The organism is Methylocella silvestris BL2 (assembly GCF_000021745.1).
Classification (GTDB): domain Bacteria; phylum Pseudomonadota; class Alphaproteobacteria; order Rhizobiales; family Beijerinckiaceae; genus Methylocapsa; species Methylocapsa silvestris.
Genome location: NC_011666.1, coordinates 3,773,556 through 3,791,093, shown reverse-complemented (window position 1 = coordinate 3,791,093; position 17,538 = coordinate 3,773,556). Strand labels below are relative to the sequence as shown.

Here is a 17,538-nt window from a genome sequence, read left to right as displayed (position 1 = left end):
TGTCAGAGATCGAACTGGCGAAGCGACCCCGTGCTCCGATGTAGGTCTTCGACTTGAGCGCCGTTGAGCCGATCGGACACAATAAGGGTTGTCGGGAACATCAGATTGTGGAAGCTTGCATTGAAAAACACCGGATTGATTTCCTTGCCGATAAGCGTCGGGGGCAAGTCCACGATCTCGGAGGGGTGATGTCTGAGCCCTAGCAAATGACCAAGCTCATGGGAAATGGTGTTCCGCAACTGGCGGAGCGGAGAGGGTCGGCGCCCGCCTTGCTTCGCTCTGGGCAGAACGATCTTTGGGCCGAGGAACAGGAAGTTGAAGCGCTGCCCGTCCGCTTTGCGCCATGTTATGCCCATACCCAGGATTTGAGAATTCGCTTCCTTCTTTTTGACCACCAGAGGCACCGGAATTGGCAGAATTATAACGTTCGCATCCCGCCGGAGCGTGGGAAACTTGGCGTTGAGCCCATCGATAATCCGGCCGATCAGTTGATGATCGATCAAGTCGAACGTCTTTCCCATCGTGCCGTTCAAGGTCAGCGTGCGCGCCTGCGTGTTCGCCGCAACGCCATCGATGTTTATGATCCCGAAGTTTGCCTGATCGAGATAAACCTTGTTCGATGCCTCGATGTGGCCGGCGAAGTCCCCGCGCGCCCCGGTGTCTCGATTGACTCGATCGAATAAGTAACAGACCGCCACGCGGCGAATCTGGAGCGTCTTCACGGCAATGAGCAGCTGCAAATCCGGTTTGAGGGGAGGCCCGCCCACGGGCCGATCTCGGCCCTCAAGCACCGTGAGGCCAGGCGCTCGCCCGAAAAGCGTGAACTGCACCACCGACCGCTCAGGCAAGGCGATCCGACGCACCGGCACTCCAGGGCCGGGCAGCGGGAACAAACTCGGACTCGTCTGTCTCAGGATTCGAAAATCCGACATGCTGGAGATGTCGCCCATCGCCAAGTTTAGCTCTGCCTTGAAATCCCCCGTCTGCACGACCATTTCGCGGCTTTTGCCGAGCGGTATCATTTGATACGGCATCAACGGATCGAAGCCGTCCGTGCTATGCATGGTTGGATTGTCGGACGACGGTGGCCTGTCGAGTTCGCCGAGCGGCTTGACGAGGATTGGCATCGTTGGCCTCTGCGGTGCAACTCGTGATGTCTGTAACTGCGCAGATCAGGTAGTTACCACGCTCCAAGAGAGTGGCGCCGCCGCACTATGTGTACGGATAGGGGGGCTAACCATTGAGTATATCGACGGGCGCTTCTCTTTGTCCAGCCTCCTCTGGCATTTATGACACGCAAAGCGCCACGCCCGCGTGGTTTCTCGCGATTTCGTTTCCTCGTAGACGCGCCGGGTCTTTTCCCGCTTCGAGCCGGGCGTGAGGGCGGAGAATGTTTGCCATAGACTCGTATCGATGTCCGCACTGTCGAATGCGAACGGCGCGTCAGTTGAAATAGTTCTGCAAAAGTGATGCTACGCTTTGGTGACAAAGTGCGTCCAAAGCCTGACGGCAGCGATTTGGACGAACCCAAGATGACTTGTTGTATCGGCTCGCCAGGCATCGCACGTTTTTGAGCTTATTGAAGCGGTGCTCAATGCGGTTACACAGGACATAGACGTGGCCATCGACCGGAATTTATGCTTTGCGGTTCCTATGCGCGGAATGACAGCCGCCACACCCTTTTCCTCTGGCGTCTCGCGAATATGATCAGAATCATAGCCGCAATAGGCAAAAACGACTTTGGTCTCCGGGCCGTCCACTTCCATCAAGGGGCTAATAAGTGCTATACAATAGGAGAACACGCTGGTCGAAACGCCACCGATCGCTTTCAGGACGGCGGCGGCCCGGCACGGCGACAATGGCTCCAGCTGCATCACCTACGAACTGGTCGGATATATTAAGGGCCAGCGCATGAGCCATGTCCGCGGCGCCCGTCGTGCCGCCGACCCAGGAGAGGATTGAACTCTTGTATCAGACCCTCAAGAGCCCCGTCCTGCTGGACTTCCTGCCAGGCGACCTTGAGCCCAGATAGCGGCGTTCATCGAGCACTACAACCACCAATGCTACCACAAGAGTCTGGACAATGTGACCCGGCCGACGCCTGCTTCGGCAGAGCCTCAACCATCATCAAGCGACAAGAAAGGATCAAGCGGAAAACCGTCTAACATCGTTGCTTGCAGCCCTGCAAGATCGCGGCTTAACATGAACCTCAGACAAGGCCGACACTCCGCTAATCTACGCCGCGGTCTGCGCCAGCTGTTCTGACGACGGACATAGCGGCCGATTTGTCGGTACAGGAAACACAGCAGGGCGGCCAAAATTAACGTGACCGCCTGCGTGTCCGGTTGCTTTGGCCGCCGCTAGAATCCAGGTTCGGTTGCTAGTTTCGTCACGTCGAGCACGCCGGCCCCGGCGGCCGGGCTATAACCCTGTGCGCCTTTGTAAAACCAATTGTCGCCGGTCGCGATGGATCTTATTGGTCCGCCTGCCTTCTTGCCAGCATTCGCTCTCACTAAACTGTAGAGAGGGTTATTGATCAAACCGAGCCTGCTATTTGCTTTCTGGCAGAGCAGAGCCGTGACGCCATTAAATTGAGGCGCGACGAAGCTGGTGCCGCCATTGAAAGTAGTCGTGCGGAAGCCGTGAATGTTAGAGGTATAATCCATCGAATATCCGGTATTGGGATCGGCATTTGCTGAAATGTCCGGCACGTTGCGCCCCTGGAAACCAGCCGGCAGCCGCGCGCCTTGCACTGTCTCCCCCTTTGCGCTTGTCTTTATCCCCGGAATCGGCACAGCGCCTTTTCTCTTGGTCACTGTTTGATAATCAGGAATGCCAAACACAATGCTGACCCCGCCGCCACCGCCCACGGAGAAGATGCCGCAATCGATTGGGTCCAATTTTCGTTTTTTGCAGACAGGATCAAGATAGTCCCAGCCCCACACGCGCTCCTTGGCGACATTGATGACAAGGGGACGTCCATTGACGGTAAACGCCTGCTTGCCGGCAAGCGTCGTGCCCCCTGCCGCTGTTATGGCCGGATCGCTCGCCGGATAATCGACCGTCACGCCGCCTGCCTGGACGCCGATCGCGCGATCGACGTCGTAGGCGCCATCATCGCCAGCGGCGGCGAAGAAGCTCTGCCCTTGTACGGCAGCCTGAACGAGCAGGCTATGCAGCGAATTGGTAAATCCGGTTGACTGATCAAATCCCTCCCAAGCGCCCCAGCTGACCGATACCGTATCGGCCGTATTATCGTTGACCGCCTTGGCGAAGGCGTCGAAGAAAGCCTGGTTCGTGTTAGGCGCCAAATAAACAATCATCCTGGCCCCCGGCGCCAATCCGCCGGACTGCTCAACATCCAGTGTGGTCTCGTCGGAGCCGGAAACGTCACTCGGGGCGCCCGGGCCGCCATCGATGTTGACGAGGGTCATTCGGTTGGACGCGACCGCAAGCCCGACCCTTGTCCAATAATGGAAAGCGTCGCTCGGAGTGAAATTCGCAAGAGTGATGATTCCCAGCGTCCGGCCGTTGCCCGCGACGCCGGCGGCGTAGAGCGGCTTCACGTCGTAATACTGGGCGAAATCTGCCACCGTAAGCGACCCCAAAGGGTTTATAAGGCTTGGGTTGCCGCTTTGCTGCTGCTGCCCCTCGACGGCGCTTAGCTCCGCCGGAGCCTTCTGAACGTGGGGCCGAAAATGCGGCTTTGTATCCAGACCGACGATGCCGGAGATAAGCCCGGCCACCGCGTCCGGCGCGGTCGGAGGCGTCGCCGGCGCGTGATAGCTGTAGGCGGCCGCGCCGCCCTGCGCCGGAACATCGAACTGGTGCAGGCTTACGTGAAAGGCGCTTTCAATTTTGGCAGGAGTTCCAGTTGCGCGCAGCGTGAAAGGCGTCGCCTGCTCGACCCGAAGGCCATAGCCCTTCAGTGTCGCTATCACCTTCGCGACATCCGCCGCGCTCGGGCCGAATTTCGCGGCGAACTGTTGCGGAGTGAGAAATTTGTGAAACTGAGGGTCATCCGGCGTCGTCAGCGCGCTGAGCAACTCTTCCGCGCCGTTTGGGTCGCGCGGCCGCAGCGCGACCGTCACCGAGATTTCACTGCTGCTCGCCAGGCTTTTCATTAAGCCCCGGTCGATCGCTTTAGGGGTCGCCGCCGTCGGGTAGGGAATCCCGGCTTGCGCCCCCGTCACACCAAAAATCATTGCCGCAGCAAAATAGTTGCGCAGTGATCGGTTCATGATGAGATTTCCTCTTGCAAAAACTGATAATACTTAACATTCATAAGCTGTGTAGAGACTCGGCGAATGCGAGCAGACTGCAAGTTAGCAGAATATAAAACACCTCAGGTCAAGCTCACGCGGCGAACGCTGGCGCGTCTTCTCCCAATCACTATTTGAGGCATAGCGTCTCTCGTCGTTTTATAAACTAGCCCGAACGAGCCTATACCTGACGCCGCCATTTTGGCAACGAACTCTCCGCAAGCGCGGCAGCGGGAAGCAGTTTTATTTTTATGCGATCCCCAATGGCGAGCGACGACACGCTCCGTCCTCGCTGACTTCGACCGCTTCGGTTTCACGGCGATCTGCTTCGACGCACGCGCCGTCACGAGCCTGACGCTATCCGACACGCGGGGGCCCTTCGCGATCTTGTAATGCGCCCGGAGCACCTTGGCGGCGACGGCGCGCCATGGGCGCACTCGGCGAGCGTGACAAGTTCGGTGACGCTCGGCCGCGACGCCATTCCATAGGCGAGACGCGCGGCCTCCTGCAAGGCAAGGTCGCCCAAGGCAAATGCGTCGGAATGGCGAAGGCAGAACATGAGATAGATGTCGGCCGTCCAGGGGCCGATGCCTTTCACCGCCGTCAGCGCGGCATGGGCCACGTCGGCCGGTAAGGCGCCAAGTTCGCCGAGCGGCAGCGCGCCGCTTGTAATCGCCTCAGCGGTCTGAAAGGCCGCAAGCTTCAGTTCTTCATCTTTCGCAGAAGGACGATGCCCTCGGTTCGGCATCGCTCCAGCGTCGGCAAGGGAACGCCTTCGGCGTTTGCGCCATTGTCGGACTATACGCGCCCAAATGCTTGGCGCTTTATTTCGCTTCAAGCGTCAGGCTCAGGCGAATCCCAATATCTGCGAGCAGCCTATCCTGGTGCCGCGCGAGATCGAGGCCTGTAAGGCGGGACACTTTGCCAAGGCGATAGGCGATGGTCTTCTGATGCACTCCGAGCTTGGCGGCTGTCGCAATCTGCGAGCAGTCGCATTCGAAGAATGTCTGCATCGTCTCCAACAGAATTTTGCGCGACGGCTGAGGCTCCGAAGTAAGCTCGCCAAGGATCTCCTCGCTGACGCGCCGGATATCCGTTTTGCCGCGTAAGTTAATCAACAGGCCGAGTACGCCAATGTCGCTGTAGCAGGCGACGGGCTGGCCATGACGATATTGCGCCACCTCGAGAGCGACGGTCGCTTCGCGGAAACATGCCGGCAGCTTGCGCAGATCGCCGCATGGTCCGCTAATGCCTGCCTTGAGCGACACGCCCGAGGCCTCGAGCCTGATGTCGTGGATCATCCGAGCCGCCGCGGCGCAAAGCGACTCCGCGTCAGCGGCCTTGCAGATCATGCGAAGCTGGTCGCCGCGCAAGCCCACCATATGGGCGCTGCGTCCGAGGTCGGCGAGACGGGCGCGGTCAAGCACACGATCATGGGTGGTCCCGTCGGGCAGGCCGGCGCCGCGGTCCTTGCCAGGACCGAAGCTCTCCAGCGTGGCGACAAGCACGCAGACCTTACCCTTGAAAGACACGTTCATTTCCCTTGCGCGATCGAGCGCCGCCGCGCTAACCACTTCATCGCCCTCAAGCAGATCCCAGAGCACCGCCTGGACGGTCTCGGCCCGCGCGCGGGCGGCGCTGCGACGTTCGAGCAGCAGCATCGCGACCGCGAGCGAAACATGGCTCAACGCCAGCCTCGTCGTCTCGGACGGCTCGGCGTCGCCGCGCCAGACAATCCAACCGAGCAATTCGGCGCCGGCGAGAACAGGCTGCGCCAGCACATGATCGTCCCCCGCGCCCATAACGATCGCCTGATCGGGAATGCGGTTGACTTTCTTGATGATGGACCGCGCCAGATCAAGTATCGCGCCCGCGCTTTCTCCCGGGTCAGGCTGCGCCGTCTCGATCGCGAGGTCGCGATCGAGCACCAGCACGGTTCCCTCGACATGCTCCGCCGTCGTCGCCGCCAGGACAGAAAGAGGCCGTCCGCTCAACATCAGCTGTACGATTTTTTCCTGAAATTTGGCTGAATTCTCGATCGTGGCGCAGCGTTGCGCGAGCGTGGCGTTGACGACCGCGAGCTCCGCGGCGGCGCAAGCGCGCGATTGCAAGAGTTCCGCGTTCACAATCGCAAGCGAAGCAAGTCCGGCCAGCGCGAGAAGCAGGTTCGCATCCTGCTCGGTATAGGTCGAAGGACGCCGCCGCCATACTTCAAGGACGCCAATCACCGCGTCACGCGAAACAATCGGCGCCGCCGCCGCCGAGCGCACCTTCTCAATCCGCGCGAGGGGAATGAAATCCGGACTGATCGCGTCGCTTTCGACATAATTAGCGACCGCGAAAGGCTCGCTGGTGGCGAGCACGCGGCCGGCGACGCCCTTGCCGGGCTTCATGCGCAGCTTGGCCAGCTCCGCCGAAAAATGTCCGACACAATTTCGCATCACCACTTCGTCGCCGACGCGCATCAGCACGCCGCAAATATCCGACGCCAGCAACCGCTTGGTTTCGTGGCTGACGAGAAGCAGGATCTCCTCGATATCCGAACTCTGGAGGATGCGACCGGCGACGTTCTGAAGCGCCTGCATCTCCGTCGCATTGCGACTTGAACTGTCTTGGCGCTCACCGGTCGTGATCGCAAGATCGATGCAATTTGCGGCGACGTTCAGCGCCTGCCGGCGCGCTTCGCCGATCGCGGCGTGGTCGATCAATGCAACGATACACCCGGCGCGGATGGTCGCCACGATGCGGTCGTCGGCGAGAAGCGGAGCGCCCGGGGCAAGTTCGGGCGCCGAATCAGAGCGCGGCGTGTCCGGCGTGTCGAGCTGGCGCCACGGACGCCAGCTTCCCGCCGCATTGACGAGGATACGTACGGCGCGAGCCTTGGCAAACTCCGCGAGAGCTCGCTCGGCTTCTGCGAACACCCCATGCGAGCCGCCTTCGACCGACGCCGCGACGCGCTTCGTCAGCGCCTCCAGCGCCATCAGCGGATCGGCGCCGGCGTCCTGCGGCGGCGGCATTGCATGCGCGTGATCCAGCCTGGATGCAGCCACGGCGTTTCCTCATGTTTGCCGCGGCCCAAACCGACCACGGGGGCCCCAGGCTACTTTGAGCCCGTTTGGCGTAATTCTTGTCGGCCACTATAGGTTAAATGCAGCCTCCTGTCCCAGCACCAGGCAAACCACCTCGCGGTTGCAGGGGGGAACGCCGAACGTCCGGAAGCCTTCCCTGTAGAGAGCGCGGAGCAAGCCGAGATCGCAGCCGGCGCCGCAATCGACGCCGACGCGTTCGGCGGCGTCCGACGCATTTGCCAGCCTGTTCAGGAGAGAGGCGAGAAAGGGCTTCAGGGCGCTTCGCGGATTGGCGCTCATGAGGCCTTGATGGACATAATCGTCAAGCGCGGTCGCAACCAGATAATGCTCGGGCACGAATCCATGCGCGGATAAAAGGATCTCATCCATGTCGAGCCACAAGGTCGCGCCTTCTGCGAGCATTGCAGGCGCTGCGTCGAGGCAGGCCACATTCTGCACGGTGACGCCGGCGGCGAGATTTGGAAACGCTTCAGCCTCATTTCGGAAACGGCGCCATTCGCCAACGTCTGTGACGCCGCCAATCAAGACTGTGATGGGAGCGTCCTGATCCAGGGACGCCTGCGACAGCCCATGAAGCAGGGGCCGATAAAACGCCGGGTTGCCTAGCGGCAGAAACAGGCGCGGGTCGAGATCGGACCAGCCGGGTATCAGCGAGCGAGCGCGTTCGGACGCCAGCCTCGGCAGGCGGATATGATTTATCGGCGCGCAAGCGGTCTCGAATATTTTCGCGGCGATCGCTCCTGCAATCTCTCCGAGTTCTATTTCCGTGGCGGCGTTCGGACGCCCGATCCGGCTGACGCAGTCAATCAGTCGTTCGATCGAGCCGGTCGCAAGGGCGAAATCAGTCATGCCCGTCAATGCGCGCGCGCAGCCGGCTCCCCTCATTTGCACGGCCTCGCCGCCATTATGGGTCGCGGTCCAGATCGTCGCGTGCGACAGCGCGTCGGCTTTCTCGAGCAGGCGGGACAAGCGGCGGGCGCCTTGCGCCGGGGCGATAAGATCGATCGCGCCCGCATAGACAAGCCCGCTCGCGCCGTCGATAGCGATCCAGTCGCCTTCACGGTAGCGTTTGCCGCCCGCGACGAACACCTTCTCTTCGGGATCGATCTCGATCGTCTCGCATCCGACGATGCAGGGCTTGTCGAGCGCGCGGGAGACGACGGCGGCGTGGCTCAGCGCGCCGCCACGCGCCGTCAATATGCCGTCGGCCGCGATCATGCCGCGAATGTCGAGCGGACTCGTCGTCGGCCGCACGAGAATGACGGCTTCGCCCGCCGCTGCGCGCTCGGCCGCGCGGTCCGAATCGAAAATCGCGACGCCGCTCGCCTGTCCGGGCGATGAGCCGATGCCTTTTGCGATGCTTCTTGCCTCGGCGAGTTTGGCGGGGTCGAACACGGGACGCAGCAGCCGTTTCACCTGCTCGGCGGAAACCCGCTTGAGGCCGGCGGCCGAATCGACAAGCCCCTCCTCCACAAGATCCGCCGCGATGCGGACGGCGGCCTCGGCCGTGCGCTTGGCGGGGCGCACCTGAAGCAGATAGAGCTTGCCCGATTCGACAGTGAATTCGATATCGACGGCGTCGCCGTAAAGACGCTCAAGCGCGCGCGAATGCTCGTCGAGCTTCGCCCGCAGCTCAGCGTAACCGTTCTCGCATCGGGAGAGATCAATCGGCGTCTTCGCCCCCGAGACGATGTCTTCGCCCTGCCGGCCGGCGAGATATTCGCCATAAAGCGCCGGATCGCCGTCATTGGGATTGCGCGAGAAGGCGACGCCGGAGCCGGAATTGTCGTCGGCGTTGCCAAACACCATCGCCTGAACTGTGACCGCCGTGCCAAGGTCATCGGCTATTCCATGATGCTGGCGGTAGGCTTTTGCGCGCGGGCTGTCCCAAGAGGCGAAGACCGCGGAAATGGTCTGATCGAGTTGCGCGCGCGGATCGGTCGGCGCGGCCTCTCCCTGCGAGAGGATATGCGCGACGACGGCGGCCTCCAGCGTCTCGAGGTCGATCTCTCCCCCGATTGCGGCCGCGCGCTGCGGCGCGATGTCATCAACAAGATCATCGCCGTCGAGGCCGAGCACGATCTCGGCGTACATTTTCCAGAACCGCAGCCAGCTATCGATCACGAATTCGCGCGCGCCTGTGCAGGCAATCATTTTGGCGGCGAGCCCGGCGTCAAGACCGAGATTGAGAACGGTGTCCATCATTCCCGGCATGCTGACCTGCGCGCCCGAGCGGACCGACACCAGCAAGGGCAGTTCGCCCGCGTCGGCGACGCCGAACCGTCGCCCGGCCTGCGCGCCAAGCCGCGCCATGGCTTCATTCACCTGGCGGCGCAAGTCATCCGGCAAGCGCCGCCCGTTGGCGTGGAAGGCGTGGAAGGCGTCCGTGCCGATGGCGAACGCCGGGGGCGCGGGAATGCCAGCCGCGACCATCCGAGCGAGTCCCGTCGCCTTGCCGCCAAACCGTCTGCCGTCGCTCGGATCGAGGGCGCGAATGTCCCAGACGAAGCGGGCCGCCGTCGTTTCAAGCACCTCAGACATCACGCGGGCGTCCTATCAAAGCGAGGATGTCTTCGTGAAATTCGAACCAGATATTGTGCATCGAATCCACTGTCGGCTTGCAGACAAAGTCGTCTTCGCCGCGATCGGCAAGCGCCATCGCCCGCGCAAAGCGATTGGCGTATTTTTCATAACGGGACACGTCGGAGGTGATCTGGCGCAAGGTTCGGATCATGCGTTCGACGAGCTTCGTCATCTTTTCGCGGGCGCGATCGTCTCCCGCGGAGGTCTGCCAGTCGGAAACCGCCTTGATGAACTGCTGGTTGAGGCTTGTTTCGAATTTGTCGTACCAGGCGATGACGCCGGCCTGCGCGCGCAACGGCGCATAGACCTCGCGGTAGAAGGCGAGCACCTTTGCGGTCCCTTTTTCGCCAAGGACGAAAGAGCCGCCAAGATCAATCACCGCCTCCTCGCTCTGCTGCCGCTTCAGGATGCTCTCAACCTGGGGCTCGGCGAGTTCGGAGACCTCGGCGACATGCTTTGGCGTCGCCATCTTGTGCAGATAGATGGCGTTCAAAACGTCGAATGTGTTGTCGTCGATCAAGGGCGCGACCGGCGGCGATACCGTCGATGCGCGATTGCCGGAAACCATCATGGCTCAACTCCAGAAATATTTGGAGCGGCGCAGATCCGTTCCGTCCGGGAACGGAAGATAGCCTTCGCCCGAAAATATCTTCTGTGGCACGACCGCCTGTGCGAAGCCGCGCTTGGTGATGTCATAATAATAATTGGAGACGCGCTGATCGATTTCCCAGAAATCATAGTCGACGCAGGCCTTCTCATATGTCCCGGCGAGACGCAGATGAGGCAGGATCATGTCGATATAATAGGTGTACATGCCATTGGTGATGAGCTGGCGCCGTGACATGCGGGCGAGCTTACTGTAGAGACCCATTGTCGCCTGCTGGATGCCCTCGACGCGCTTCTCAAGATTGTCGATCGCGATCGGATAGATCTCCGACATCGGCGTATTCCACTTCTCGCGCACGAATACGGCGCCGCCGACGATGTGCTCGATATAGTTTTTTGGCCTCGTGAATGTCGTCGAGATGTCGTTAACTCTGATCTCTTCGAGGCTCATCGCCTCCGGATCGATCACCAGCAGCAGGCTGTAGCAATGCGGGACGCCGGCGTTGTCGCAGGCGTCGCTCCAGTGATAAACTTCCTCATTCGTGAAAAGATCGCGAATGATGAGAATTTTGCCGTCCGCGAGCTCATACGGGCCCGTGTCGCCGAGGCCGAGTCGGTTGTCGAAATGGTCCAGGAAGGCGAGCAATTCGGCCGACGCGTTGAACCGCGTGAACTTCTGGTGCTTATCGCTGCCGGGCTCAAAATACTCAATATGCGAGGCGAGCGTCTCGATGACGTCCTTGTCGTGGATCGCACAGCGATACCGGTTCTGAGAATTCAGGATATAGCCGTCCTGACGCTTGCCCCACAGGACGCGCTGCATGAATTTCAGAATTTCATTGCTTTCCTCGACATAGTCGTTCGGCTTGATCGCCTCGAGAGCGAGCAGCCCGCAACGGCCCATACCGAAACCGACGGCGCCGATGCACCAGTCATGGACGGCGTTCACTTTGATTCCGATCTCCCGCCGAGCCGTCGCGCCTATATTGATGACGCCTTCCGCGCCGATCTCGTCGGTCGTCATGCGCAGAATTTCGGGCCAACGATAGAATTCATTCATGAACGCCAGGATTTCATATTCCTGGCGGGGGATCATACCGGATACGCCCTCGGTTGCGCGCATAACCAGAACGTCCCAGATATTCCAGGCGAGATAGTTGTTTAGGTCGTTCAGCTCGTCGAGCGTGAATTGACCTTTAAGGACGTCCTCGCGGCTGACTTTTTCAAGCACTTTCGACTTCGCGCGGGAGCGCATGATACGGTCGCCGACGATGCCGTCGCGCACGGGCTCCTGACCCTTGAAATTGCCGACGTAGGCGAGATCCTGAAACCGGAGCCCATCATCGCCTTCGGAATAACGCTTCTTGTAACTGCTCATTGTTTTTTCCTCGCCCTGTTGCTTTTGCTTATTATATTGTTGTCTCAATCGAGCTCGACGATCTTGCCCTGCTCGACATCGCTACAATCGAGTCGCACGCGTTTGCCTTGAAGACGGCTGATCATCGCTCCAAAATGCGCGTCATTGTCGCCGCCGGTGACATAGCGCGTGTCGCTGTCGACGAGATGAGCCGTCATGACGCAGGGCATTTGAAATTCGCGCGACAGAATTCCCAGATGCGACTCGGGGGCGCCAGACAGGGTGATGACGCCGATCGCGCCCATAGTAAGCGCAGGCGAAAGAAACGTCGTCGTGCCGCCCTGAACGAGTAATATGTGCTCCTTCAGCTTTCCGCTCTGGATTAGCTTGATCACAGATTGTGGATTTGGCAGGTAGACAACCTCGCCTTCGGACGATTTTTTTGTTTCGAAACTGTTGTATCCTTGCGCTATGACTTTCATTGTTTCCTCTCCTTGTTGTTTGTGGCGCTGGACCGCATTTGCTTGCGGCTCTAATCAGCGCGAAGTCCTTTTAGGCGCAGGACGCCGGATTTTTCGAGGACCGGTTCAAGGTCTGTCTCCGGCGGCGGCTCTACCTCGTCCGCGCGTTCCTCGATCACGTTTGACCGCGGCGACAGCGCCCAGGAGATGATCTCCTGCGGCCAGACCGCGACTTTCTCCGCTCCCGCCTCCATAAGGTCGCTCGCCTTGTGCATTCCCCATGAGACGCCAAGCGTTCGGACGCCGCATTCGCGCGCATGTCGAACGTCGCAGACCGTGTCTGTCACAAATGCGACCTCATCGGGCTCGAACGGTTTCGGCGCGCGCTCCTGATAGGCGGGCGAGCCGATGCGCAACGTGGCATATGACGGATCGGCGAGGAATTGGCGGATGCTTTTGCGTTTGTCAGGCTCGATATCGCCTGCGAATACGTGGGCAATGCATTGGGCGATATGGGCGTCGTCGGCGATCCGCCGGATCGCCTCGAGCGCGTTGCTTGAGACGATGCCCAGAACGCAGCGCGCCGCGAGAGTCCTGACGACATCCGCGATGCCCGGCACCAGCGGCGGATTATACTCTTTGCGCAAAAGCTCGAGGAAATGATTGATCGCCGCAAGCCCGCGTTCCTCGTCGCCGCAAGCCTGCGGGACTGCGACAAACAGATTGTCCCGAAAGAGTTTGAAGAACTGCTCGCGGTCATCGATGCCGAGCGCGAATTTCCTGTTGGTCCGTTCGAACAGCACCCAGGACGCGTCCCGGGTCTGCACGAGAGTTCCGTCGAGATCGAACAGAATCGCACGAATTGGCGGCGCCATCGACTTCACGCCGCCGCGGCGATGCGCGTCGCCGGGATGGAGTTCAACCGGGTCAGTTGCGGCAGCTCGAAGAAGTCCTGAATCTCGCCATAGCCGACGAGACCATTCATCTCCCACCGTCCGAGCACGTTAAATGCAACCATATTGGCCCAGCATTGCCACGGAAAGCTCGTCAGCCCTTTTGCGGAAAGATTCCACTCCCGATTGGCGCGATCGACGAGCCAAAGCTCGACGCTGTCGGCGTAACGGTCGCGCGGGCGCACCGCCTGTCCGGAGCCCGCCTTGAGACCGAAGATTTCGCCGCGCTCTACAACATAGCCGTGCGTCAAGGAGAGCTTCAACCCATTCTGCTCGGGATCGAAGCTGAAGATGGCGTGAACCGCGAGATCTTTCGAAAAGTGCGCATGCAGCCAGCTCATGTTGGGGGCGCCGCGCTCCGGCCTTGGACCCCAGCTGTGATCCATGGTGGAAATGCAGTCGATCGGGATCGTACGGCCGCGCAGGGTCACGGCGCCTTGGTAGTGGCCAGTTTGGTCAAAATGGCCATTGTAGGCGGTTCCCCAGGCGAATTCGCCGTCATGGCGGCCAACCATTGGATCCATGACCGGATCGTGAATATCGAATGCGGGCATGATCGATCGGTAGACGACGTCGATCTTAGTGCCTTCGCCGTCGTCGAATTTGATCTCCCAAGCCATGTTTGGCTCAACGCAGCGGATGTGCAGGCCATTGGCGAGCCCGTAGTCGAGCAGACTGCAGTCAGGGGCCATAGGAATGACGGACTGACAGTCGACGTAATCGGCTTCCCAAGGCGCGATTGCGAAGCCGGAATTCATGCAGATGGTCGAATTGACGGTGCGCAGATTGGTCCGGAACAGGGCGTATACGCCAATGTTTAATCTCTCCTCGGCATTATAGAAGCCGAAGAAATTGGTTTCCGCCCAATTTAGCTTGTCCGGATCAGCTGGATGAAATTCGGCGTCCGCAGCCCCAATCATGCATTTCTCCCTTATTTTCAATCTTGCTTCGCAAGTTCGTGGCGATGAAATTAGCGTCGATCCTTGGGCCTGCGCCATATCTTCGACAGATAATAAGGGCGCTCGACTTTATCCCGGCCTGGGGCCGATCGTTCGTTTATTCTCCAGCCGCCGCCAAAATGCGCCTCGCCTGTTTCAGGTGCGGGGCGTCGATCATCCGTCCCGCCAGCTGAAGCGCGCCGGCGTCAGGATTCGCCGCGAACGCGGCGACGATCAGGCGCGCCTCCGCGAGCGTGGCCTCTGGCGGCGTGAAGGCCGCGTTGATCACGGCGACCTGCGTCGGGTGGATCGCCAGCATGCCTGTGAAGCCGTCGCGCGCCGCTCTGGCGGCATAGAGGGACAGCCCGTGCAAATCGCGGAAATCCGGAAAGACCGTTTCGATTGCGGCGACGCCCGCCGCGTGCCCGCCAAACAGGGCGAGCGAACGGGCAAGCTGATAGGGCGCCGTATAGCTTCCATCCGCCTCGCGGCTTGTCGTAGCTCCGATCGCCGCCGGGAGATCCTCGGCGCCCCATGTCAGGCCGCACAGCCTTGGCGTGACGCCGCCATAGGAGCCAAGCGCGAACACCGCAGCCGGCGTTTCGGTGGCGATGGGAAGGATCATGGCGCGATCCGCTCCAAGCCGCCGGTCGAGATCGGCGATCGAGCCCGCACCCTCCGCTTTCGGCAGGACGATCCCATCGGCGCCGCGGGCGGCGGCGAGGTCAAGGTCGGCCATCTCGCCGCCAAGAGGGTTGATCCGCACGAACAGCGTCGCGGATCTCGCACCGCTCGGGGCGAGAAAGGCGGCGACGGCTGCCCGCGCCTCCCCCTTGCGCGAGGCCGCGACGGAATCCTCAAGATCGAGGATCAAGGCGTCGGCGCCGCTGGCCAGCGCCTTGGCAAAGCGCTCCGGCCGGTCGCCCGGAACGAACAGAAGCGAGCGCAGCCTCATGAGGATTTCCGGATCAGCGCCGCCCGCTCGCACTGGCAGACGATCTCATCGCGCTGATTAATCAAACGATGCGCAAAGGTGACGACCCCGGCCTCAGGGCGCGACCGGCTTTCCTTCAGCGCCAGAACCTCCGTTTCGGCGCGCATCGTGTCTCCGATAAAGACGGGCTTTGGCATTTTGACTTTATCATAGCCGAGATTGGCGATGAGCACGCCCAGCGTCGTGTCTCCCACCGACAGTCCGATCATCAGCGCGAAGCTGAATGTGCCATTGACGAGAATGCGGCCGAATTCACTGGCCTTTGCCGTTTCCGCGTCGAGGTGCAGCGGCTGCGGATTATGCGTCATGGTCGAGAAAAGGAGATTATCCGTTTCGGTCACGGTGCGGCGGATATCATGGACGATGCGGTCGCCGACGCGCCATTGGTCGAACCATCGGCCGGCCATCAGTCTTCTCCCTTGACCACGCTCAGCAGGACGTCGCCGTCCGAGACCTGAGCGCCGACCTTCGTCTTCAAATGCGCGATGACGCCATCGAAAGGCGCGGTCATGGCGTGCTCCATCTTCATGGCTTCCAGCACTAGCAATTTTTGACCGCGCGAGACCTTTTCGCCGTCGGAGATTTCCACGGCGACGATCCGGCCGGGCATGGGGGCGACGATCACGCCGGTCGAAACCACTTCGCCGCCGCTTCTGTTGGCGGTGGGCGCCCCAAATGGCCACGCTTCCCCGTGAAAGAACACGATGCGCTGGCCGCCGACCTCTGCAAATCGGGCCGAAGGCGGTGGCCCCTCGACTGCGACGACATGGGAGACGCCGGCGACTTCGACGATAATTCGCCGATCGGGCGCGGCGTTGGCGCGAAATCCGGCAAGCGCGCGCCACGGATCGACCGCGTCTGCGGACAGCATCGCCCGCGCCGCCGCCTGTAGCACCGCGTGCGAAGGATCTTTTGGCGGCAGCAGCCGGTCGCCATGGCGGTCGATGAAGCCTGTATCGACGCGGCCCGCGACAAAATCCGCATCGCTTGCGGCCCGCGCGAGAAAAGCCGCATTGGTCTTGACCGGCCACGCCTCGACGGAGCCGGCCGCTTTCGCCAAGCGCTGCGCCGCCATGGCGCGCGTCGGAGCATGGACGATGAGCTTGGCGATCATCGGATCGTAATGCGGGGTGACTTCGCCATACCGCTCGACGCCGCTGTCGACTCGGACATTATCGGGAAAGCGCAGCCAGTCGAGGGGGCCCGTGGAGGGCAGGAAGCCGGTCGCGGGATTCTCGGCGTAAAGCCTCGCCTCCATCGCCCAGCCGTTGATGGCCAGCGCCTCCTGCTTAAGCGGAAGCGGTTCGCCGCAGGCGACGCGCAGCTGCCATTCGACGAGGTCCTGGCCCGTGATCGCCTCGGTCACCGGATGTTCGACCTGGAGGCGCGTATTCATCTCCATGAACCAGATGCGGTCGGCGCGGACGGCGCCCCGCGCGTCGGCGTCCGATTGGGCGATGAATTCGATCGTGCCGGCGCCAACGTAGTTCACAGCTTTCGCCGCCCTGACGGCGGCCGCGCAGACGGCGGCGCGCGTCTCGTCATCCATCCCGGGCGCGGGGGCTTCCTCGATCACCTTCTGATGGCGGCGCTGCAGCGAACAGTCGCGCTCGAACAGATGGACGACCCCGCCATGGGAGTCGCCAAAAATCTGCACTTCGATATGGCGCGGGTTCAGCACATATTTTTCGAGAAGCACGCGGTCGTCGCCGAAGGCGGCGGCGGCCTCGCGGCGGCAACTCTCCAGCGCCTGCGCGAAGGACCCGGCGGCCTCGACCTTGCGCATTCCCTTGCCGCCGCCACCCGCCACCGCCTTGATGAGAACCGGATAGCCGATCGCATCAGCTTCCGTTTGCAGCCGCGTGAGGCTCTGATTATCGCCGAGATAGCCAGGGGTCACCGGCACGCCAGCCTTCTGCATCAGGCGCTTTGCGGCGTCTTTCAGGCCCATGGCGCGGATAGCGGCCGGAGGCGCGCCAATCCAGACAAGGCCGGCGCCCGCGACGGCTTTGGCGAAGTCGGCGTTTTCCGACAGAAAGCCATAACCCGGATGGATCGCCTCGGCGCCGGTCGTCCGGGCCGCCGACAGGATCTTGTCCGGCGCGAGATAGCTTTCGCGGGCGGATGCGCCGCCGATGCCGACCGCTTCGTCGGCTTCCGCGACGAAGGGCATGGCGGCGTCGACGTCGGAATGAACCGCGACGGTCCGCACGCCAAGCCGTTTCGCCGTGCGGATGATCCGACGCGCGATCTCTCCGCGATTTGCGATCAATATCTTTTCGAACATCGTGCTTT

Annotated in this window: 13 protein-coding genes and 1 pseudogene; 1 reads left to right on the top strand and 13 read right to left on the bottom strand. The window is 61.3% G+C overall.

Annotated features, from left to right (window positions below):
• Positions 1 to 2 precede the first annotated feature (2 nt).
• Positions 3 to 1,127 carry a hypothetical protein gene (locus tag MSIL_RS17515; RefSeq protein WP_012592409.1) on the bottom strand — a complete coding sequence of 375 codons (1,125 nt, stop codon included), beginning with the start codon at positions 1,125 to 1,127 and terminating at the stop codon, positions 3 to 5.
• Positions 1,128 to 1,854: 727 nt separating this feature from the next.
• On the opposite strand from MSIL_RS17515, the pseudogene MSIL_RS22075 reads away from it, so the two are divergent.
• Positions 1,855 to 2,165: pseudogene (locus MSIL_RS22075) on the top strand (IS3 family transposase); the annotation flags it as partial.
• Between the two features lie 195 nt (positions 2,166 to 2,360).
• On the opposite strand, the gene MSIL_RS17510 reads toward MSIL_RS22075, so the two are convergent.
• The 12 genes from MSIL_RS17510 to MSIL_RS17455 form a co-directional block, all read right to left on the bottom strand.
• Positions 2,361 to 4,241, bottom strand: coding sequence for a S53 family peptidase (locus MSIL_RS17510; RefSeq protein WP_012592408.1), 1,881 nt, complete (start codon positions 4,239 to 4,241; stop codon positions 2,361 to 2,363).
• 364 nt (positions 4,242 to 4,605) lie between these two features.
• A complete protein-coding gene (locus tag MSIL_RS17505; protein ID WP_049768210.1) occupies positions 4,606 to 5,010 on the bottom strand; it encodes a DNA-3-methyladenine glycosylase family protein in 405 nt (134 codons plus the stop codon).
• Between the two features lie 76 nt (positions 5,011 to 5,086).
• Positions 5,087 to 7,312, bottom strand: a complete 2,226-nt coding sequence (locus MSIL_RS17500) for a helix-turn-helix domain-containing protein (RefSeq protein ID WP_012592407.1) — start codon at positions 7,310 to 7,312, stop codon at positions 5,087 to 5,089.
• 87 nt (positions 7,313 to 7,399) lie between these two features.
• Complete coding sequence (locus MSIL_RS20380; RefSeq protein WP_012592406.1) at positions 7,400 to 9,892, bottom strand: pyruvate, phosphate dikinase; 2,493 nt, start codon at positions 9,890 to 9,892, stop codon at positions 7,400 to 7,402.
• Positions 9,885 to 10,505: a hypothetical protein gene (locus MSIL_RS17490; RefSeq protein ID WP_012592405.1), complete on the bottom strand. Its 621-nt coding sequence runs from the start codon at positions 10,503 to 10,505 to the stop codon at positions 9,885 to 9,887. Before MSIL_RS17490 ends, MSIL_RS20380 begins: the two co-directional genes overlap by 8 nt.
• Positions 10,506 to 10,508: 3 nt before the next feature.
• Positions 10,509 to 11,918, bottom strand: coding sequence for a hypothetical protein (locus MSIL_RS17485; RefSeq protein WP_012592404.1), 1,410 nt, complete (start codon positions 11,916 to 11,918; stop codon positions 10,509 to 10,511).
• Between the two features lie 44 nt (positions 11,919 to 11,962).
• A complete protein-coding gene (locus tag MSIL_RS17480; protein ID WP_012592403.1) occupies positions 11,963 to 12,379 on the bottom strand; it encodes a PEP-utilizing enzyme in 417 nt (138 codons plus the stop codon).
• 50 nt (positions 12,380 to 12,429) lie between these two features.
• Entirely contained in the window at positions 12,430 to 13,233 is an 804-nt protein-coding gene (locus MSIL_RS17475) for an HAD family hydrolase (protein ID WP_012592402.1), read from the bottom strand.
• A 5-nt stretch (positions 13,234 to 13,238) separates the two neighbouring features.
• Positions 13,239 to 14,231 carry a DUF7064 domain-containing protein gene (locus tag MSIL_RS17470; protein ID WP_012592401.1) on the bottom strand — a complete coding sequence of 331 codons (993 nt, stop codon included), beginning with the start codon at positions 14,229 to 14,231 and terminating at the stop codon, positions 13,239 to 13,241.
• Between the two features lie 136 nt (positions 14,232 to 14,367).
• On the bottom strand, positions 14,368 to 15,204 hold the full coding sequence (locus tag MSIL_RS17465; RefSeq protein ID WP_012592400.1) for an HpcH/HpaI aldolase/citrate lyase family protein: 837 nt from the start codon (positions 15,202 to 15,204) through the stop codon (positions 14,368 to 14,370).
• A complete protein-coding gene (locus MSIL_RS17460; RefSeq protein WP_012592399.1) occupies positions 15,201 to 15,650 on the bottom strand; it encodes a MaoC family dehydratase in 450 nt (149 codons plus the stop codon). The genes MSIL_RS17465 and MSIL_RS17460 overlap by 4 nt, the downstream gene beginning before the upstream one ends.
• Positions 15,650 to 17,530, bottom strand: coding sequence for an acetyl/propionyl/methylcrotonyl-CoA carboxylase subunit alpha (locus MSIL_RS17455; RefSeq protein ID WP_012592398.1), 1,881 nt, complete (start codon positions 17,528 to 17,530; stop codon positions 15,650 to 15,652). Before MSIL_RS17455 ends, MSIL_RS17460 begins: the two co-directional genes overlap by 1 nt.
• Between the last annotated feature and the right edge of the window lie 8 nt (positions 17,531 to 17,538).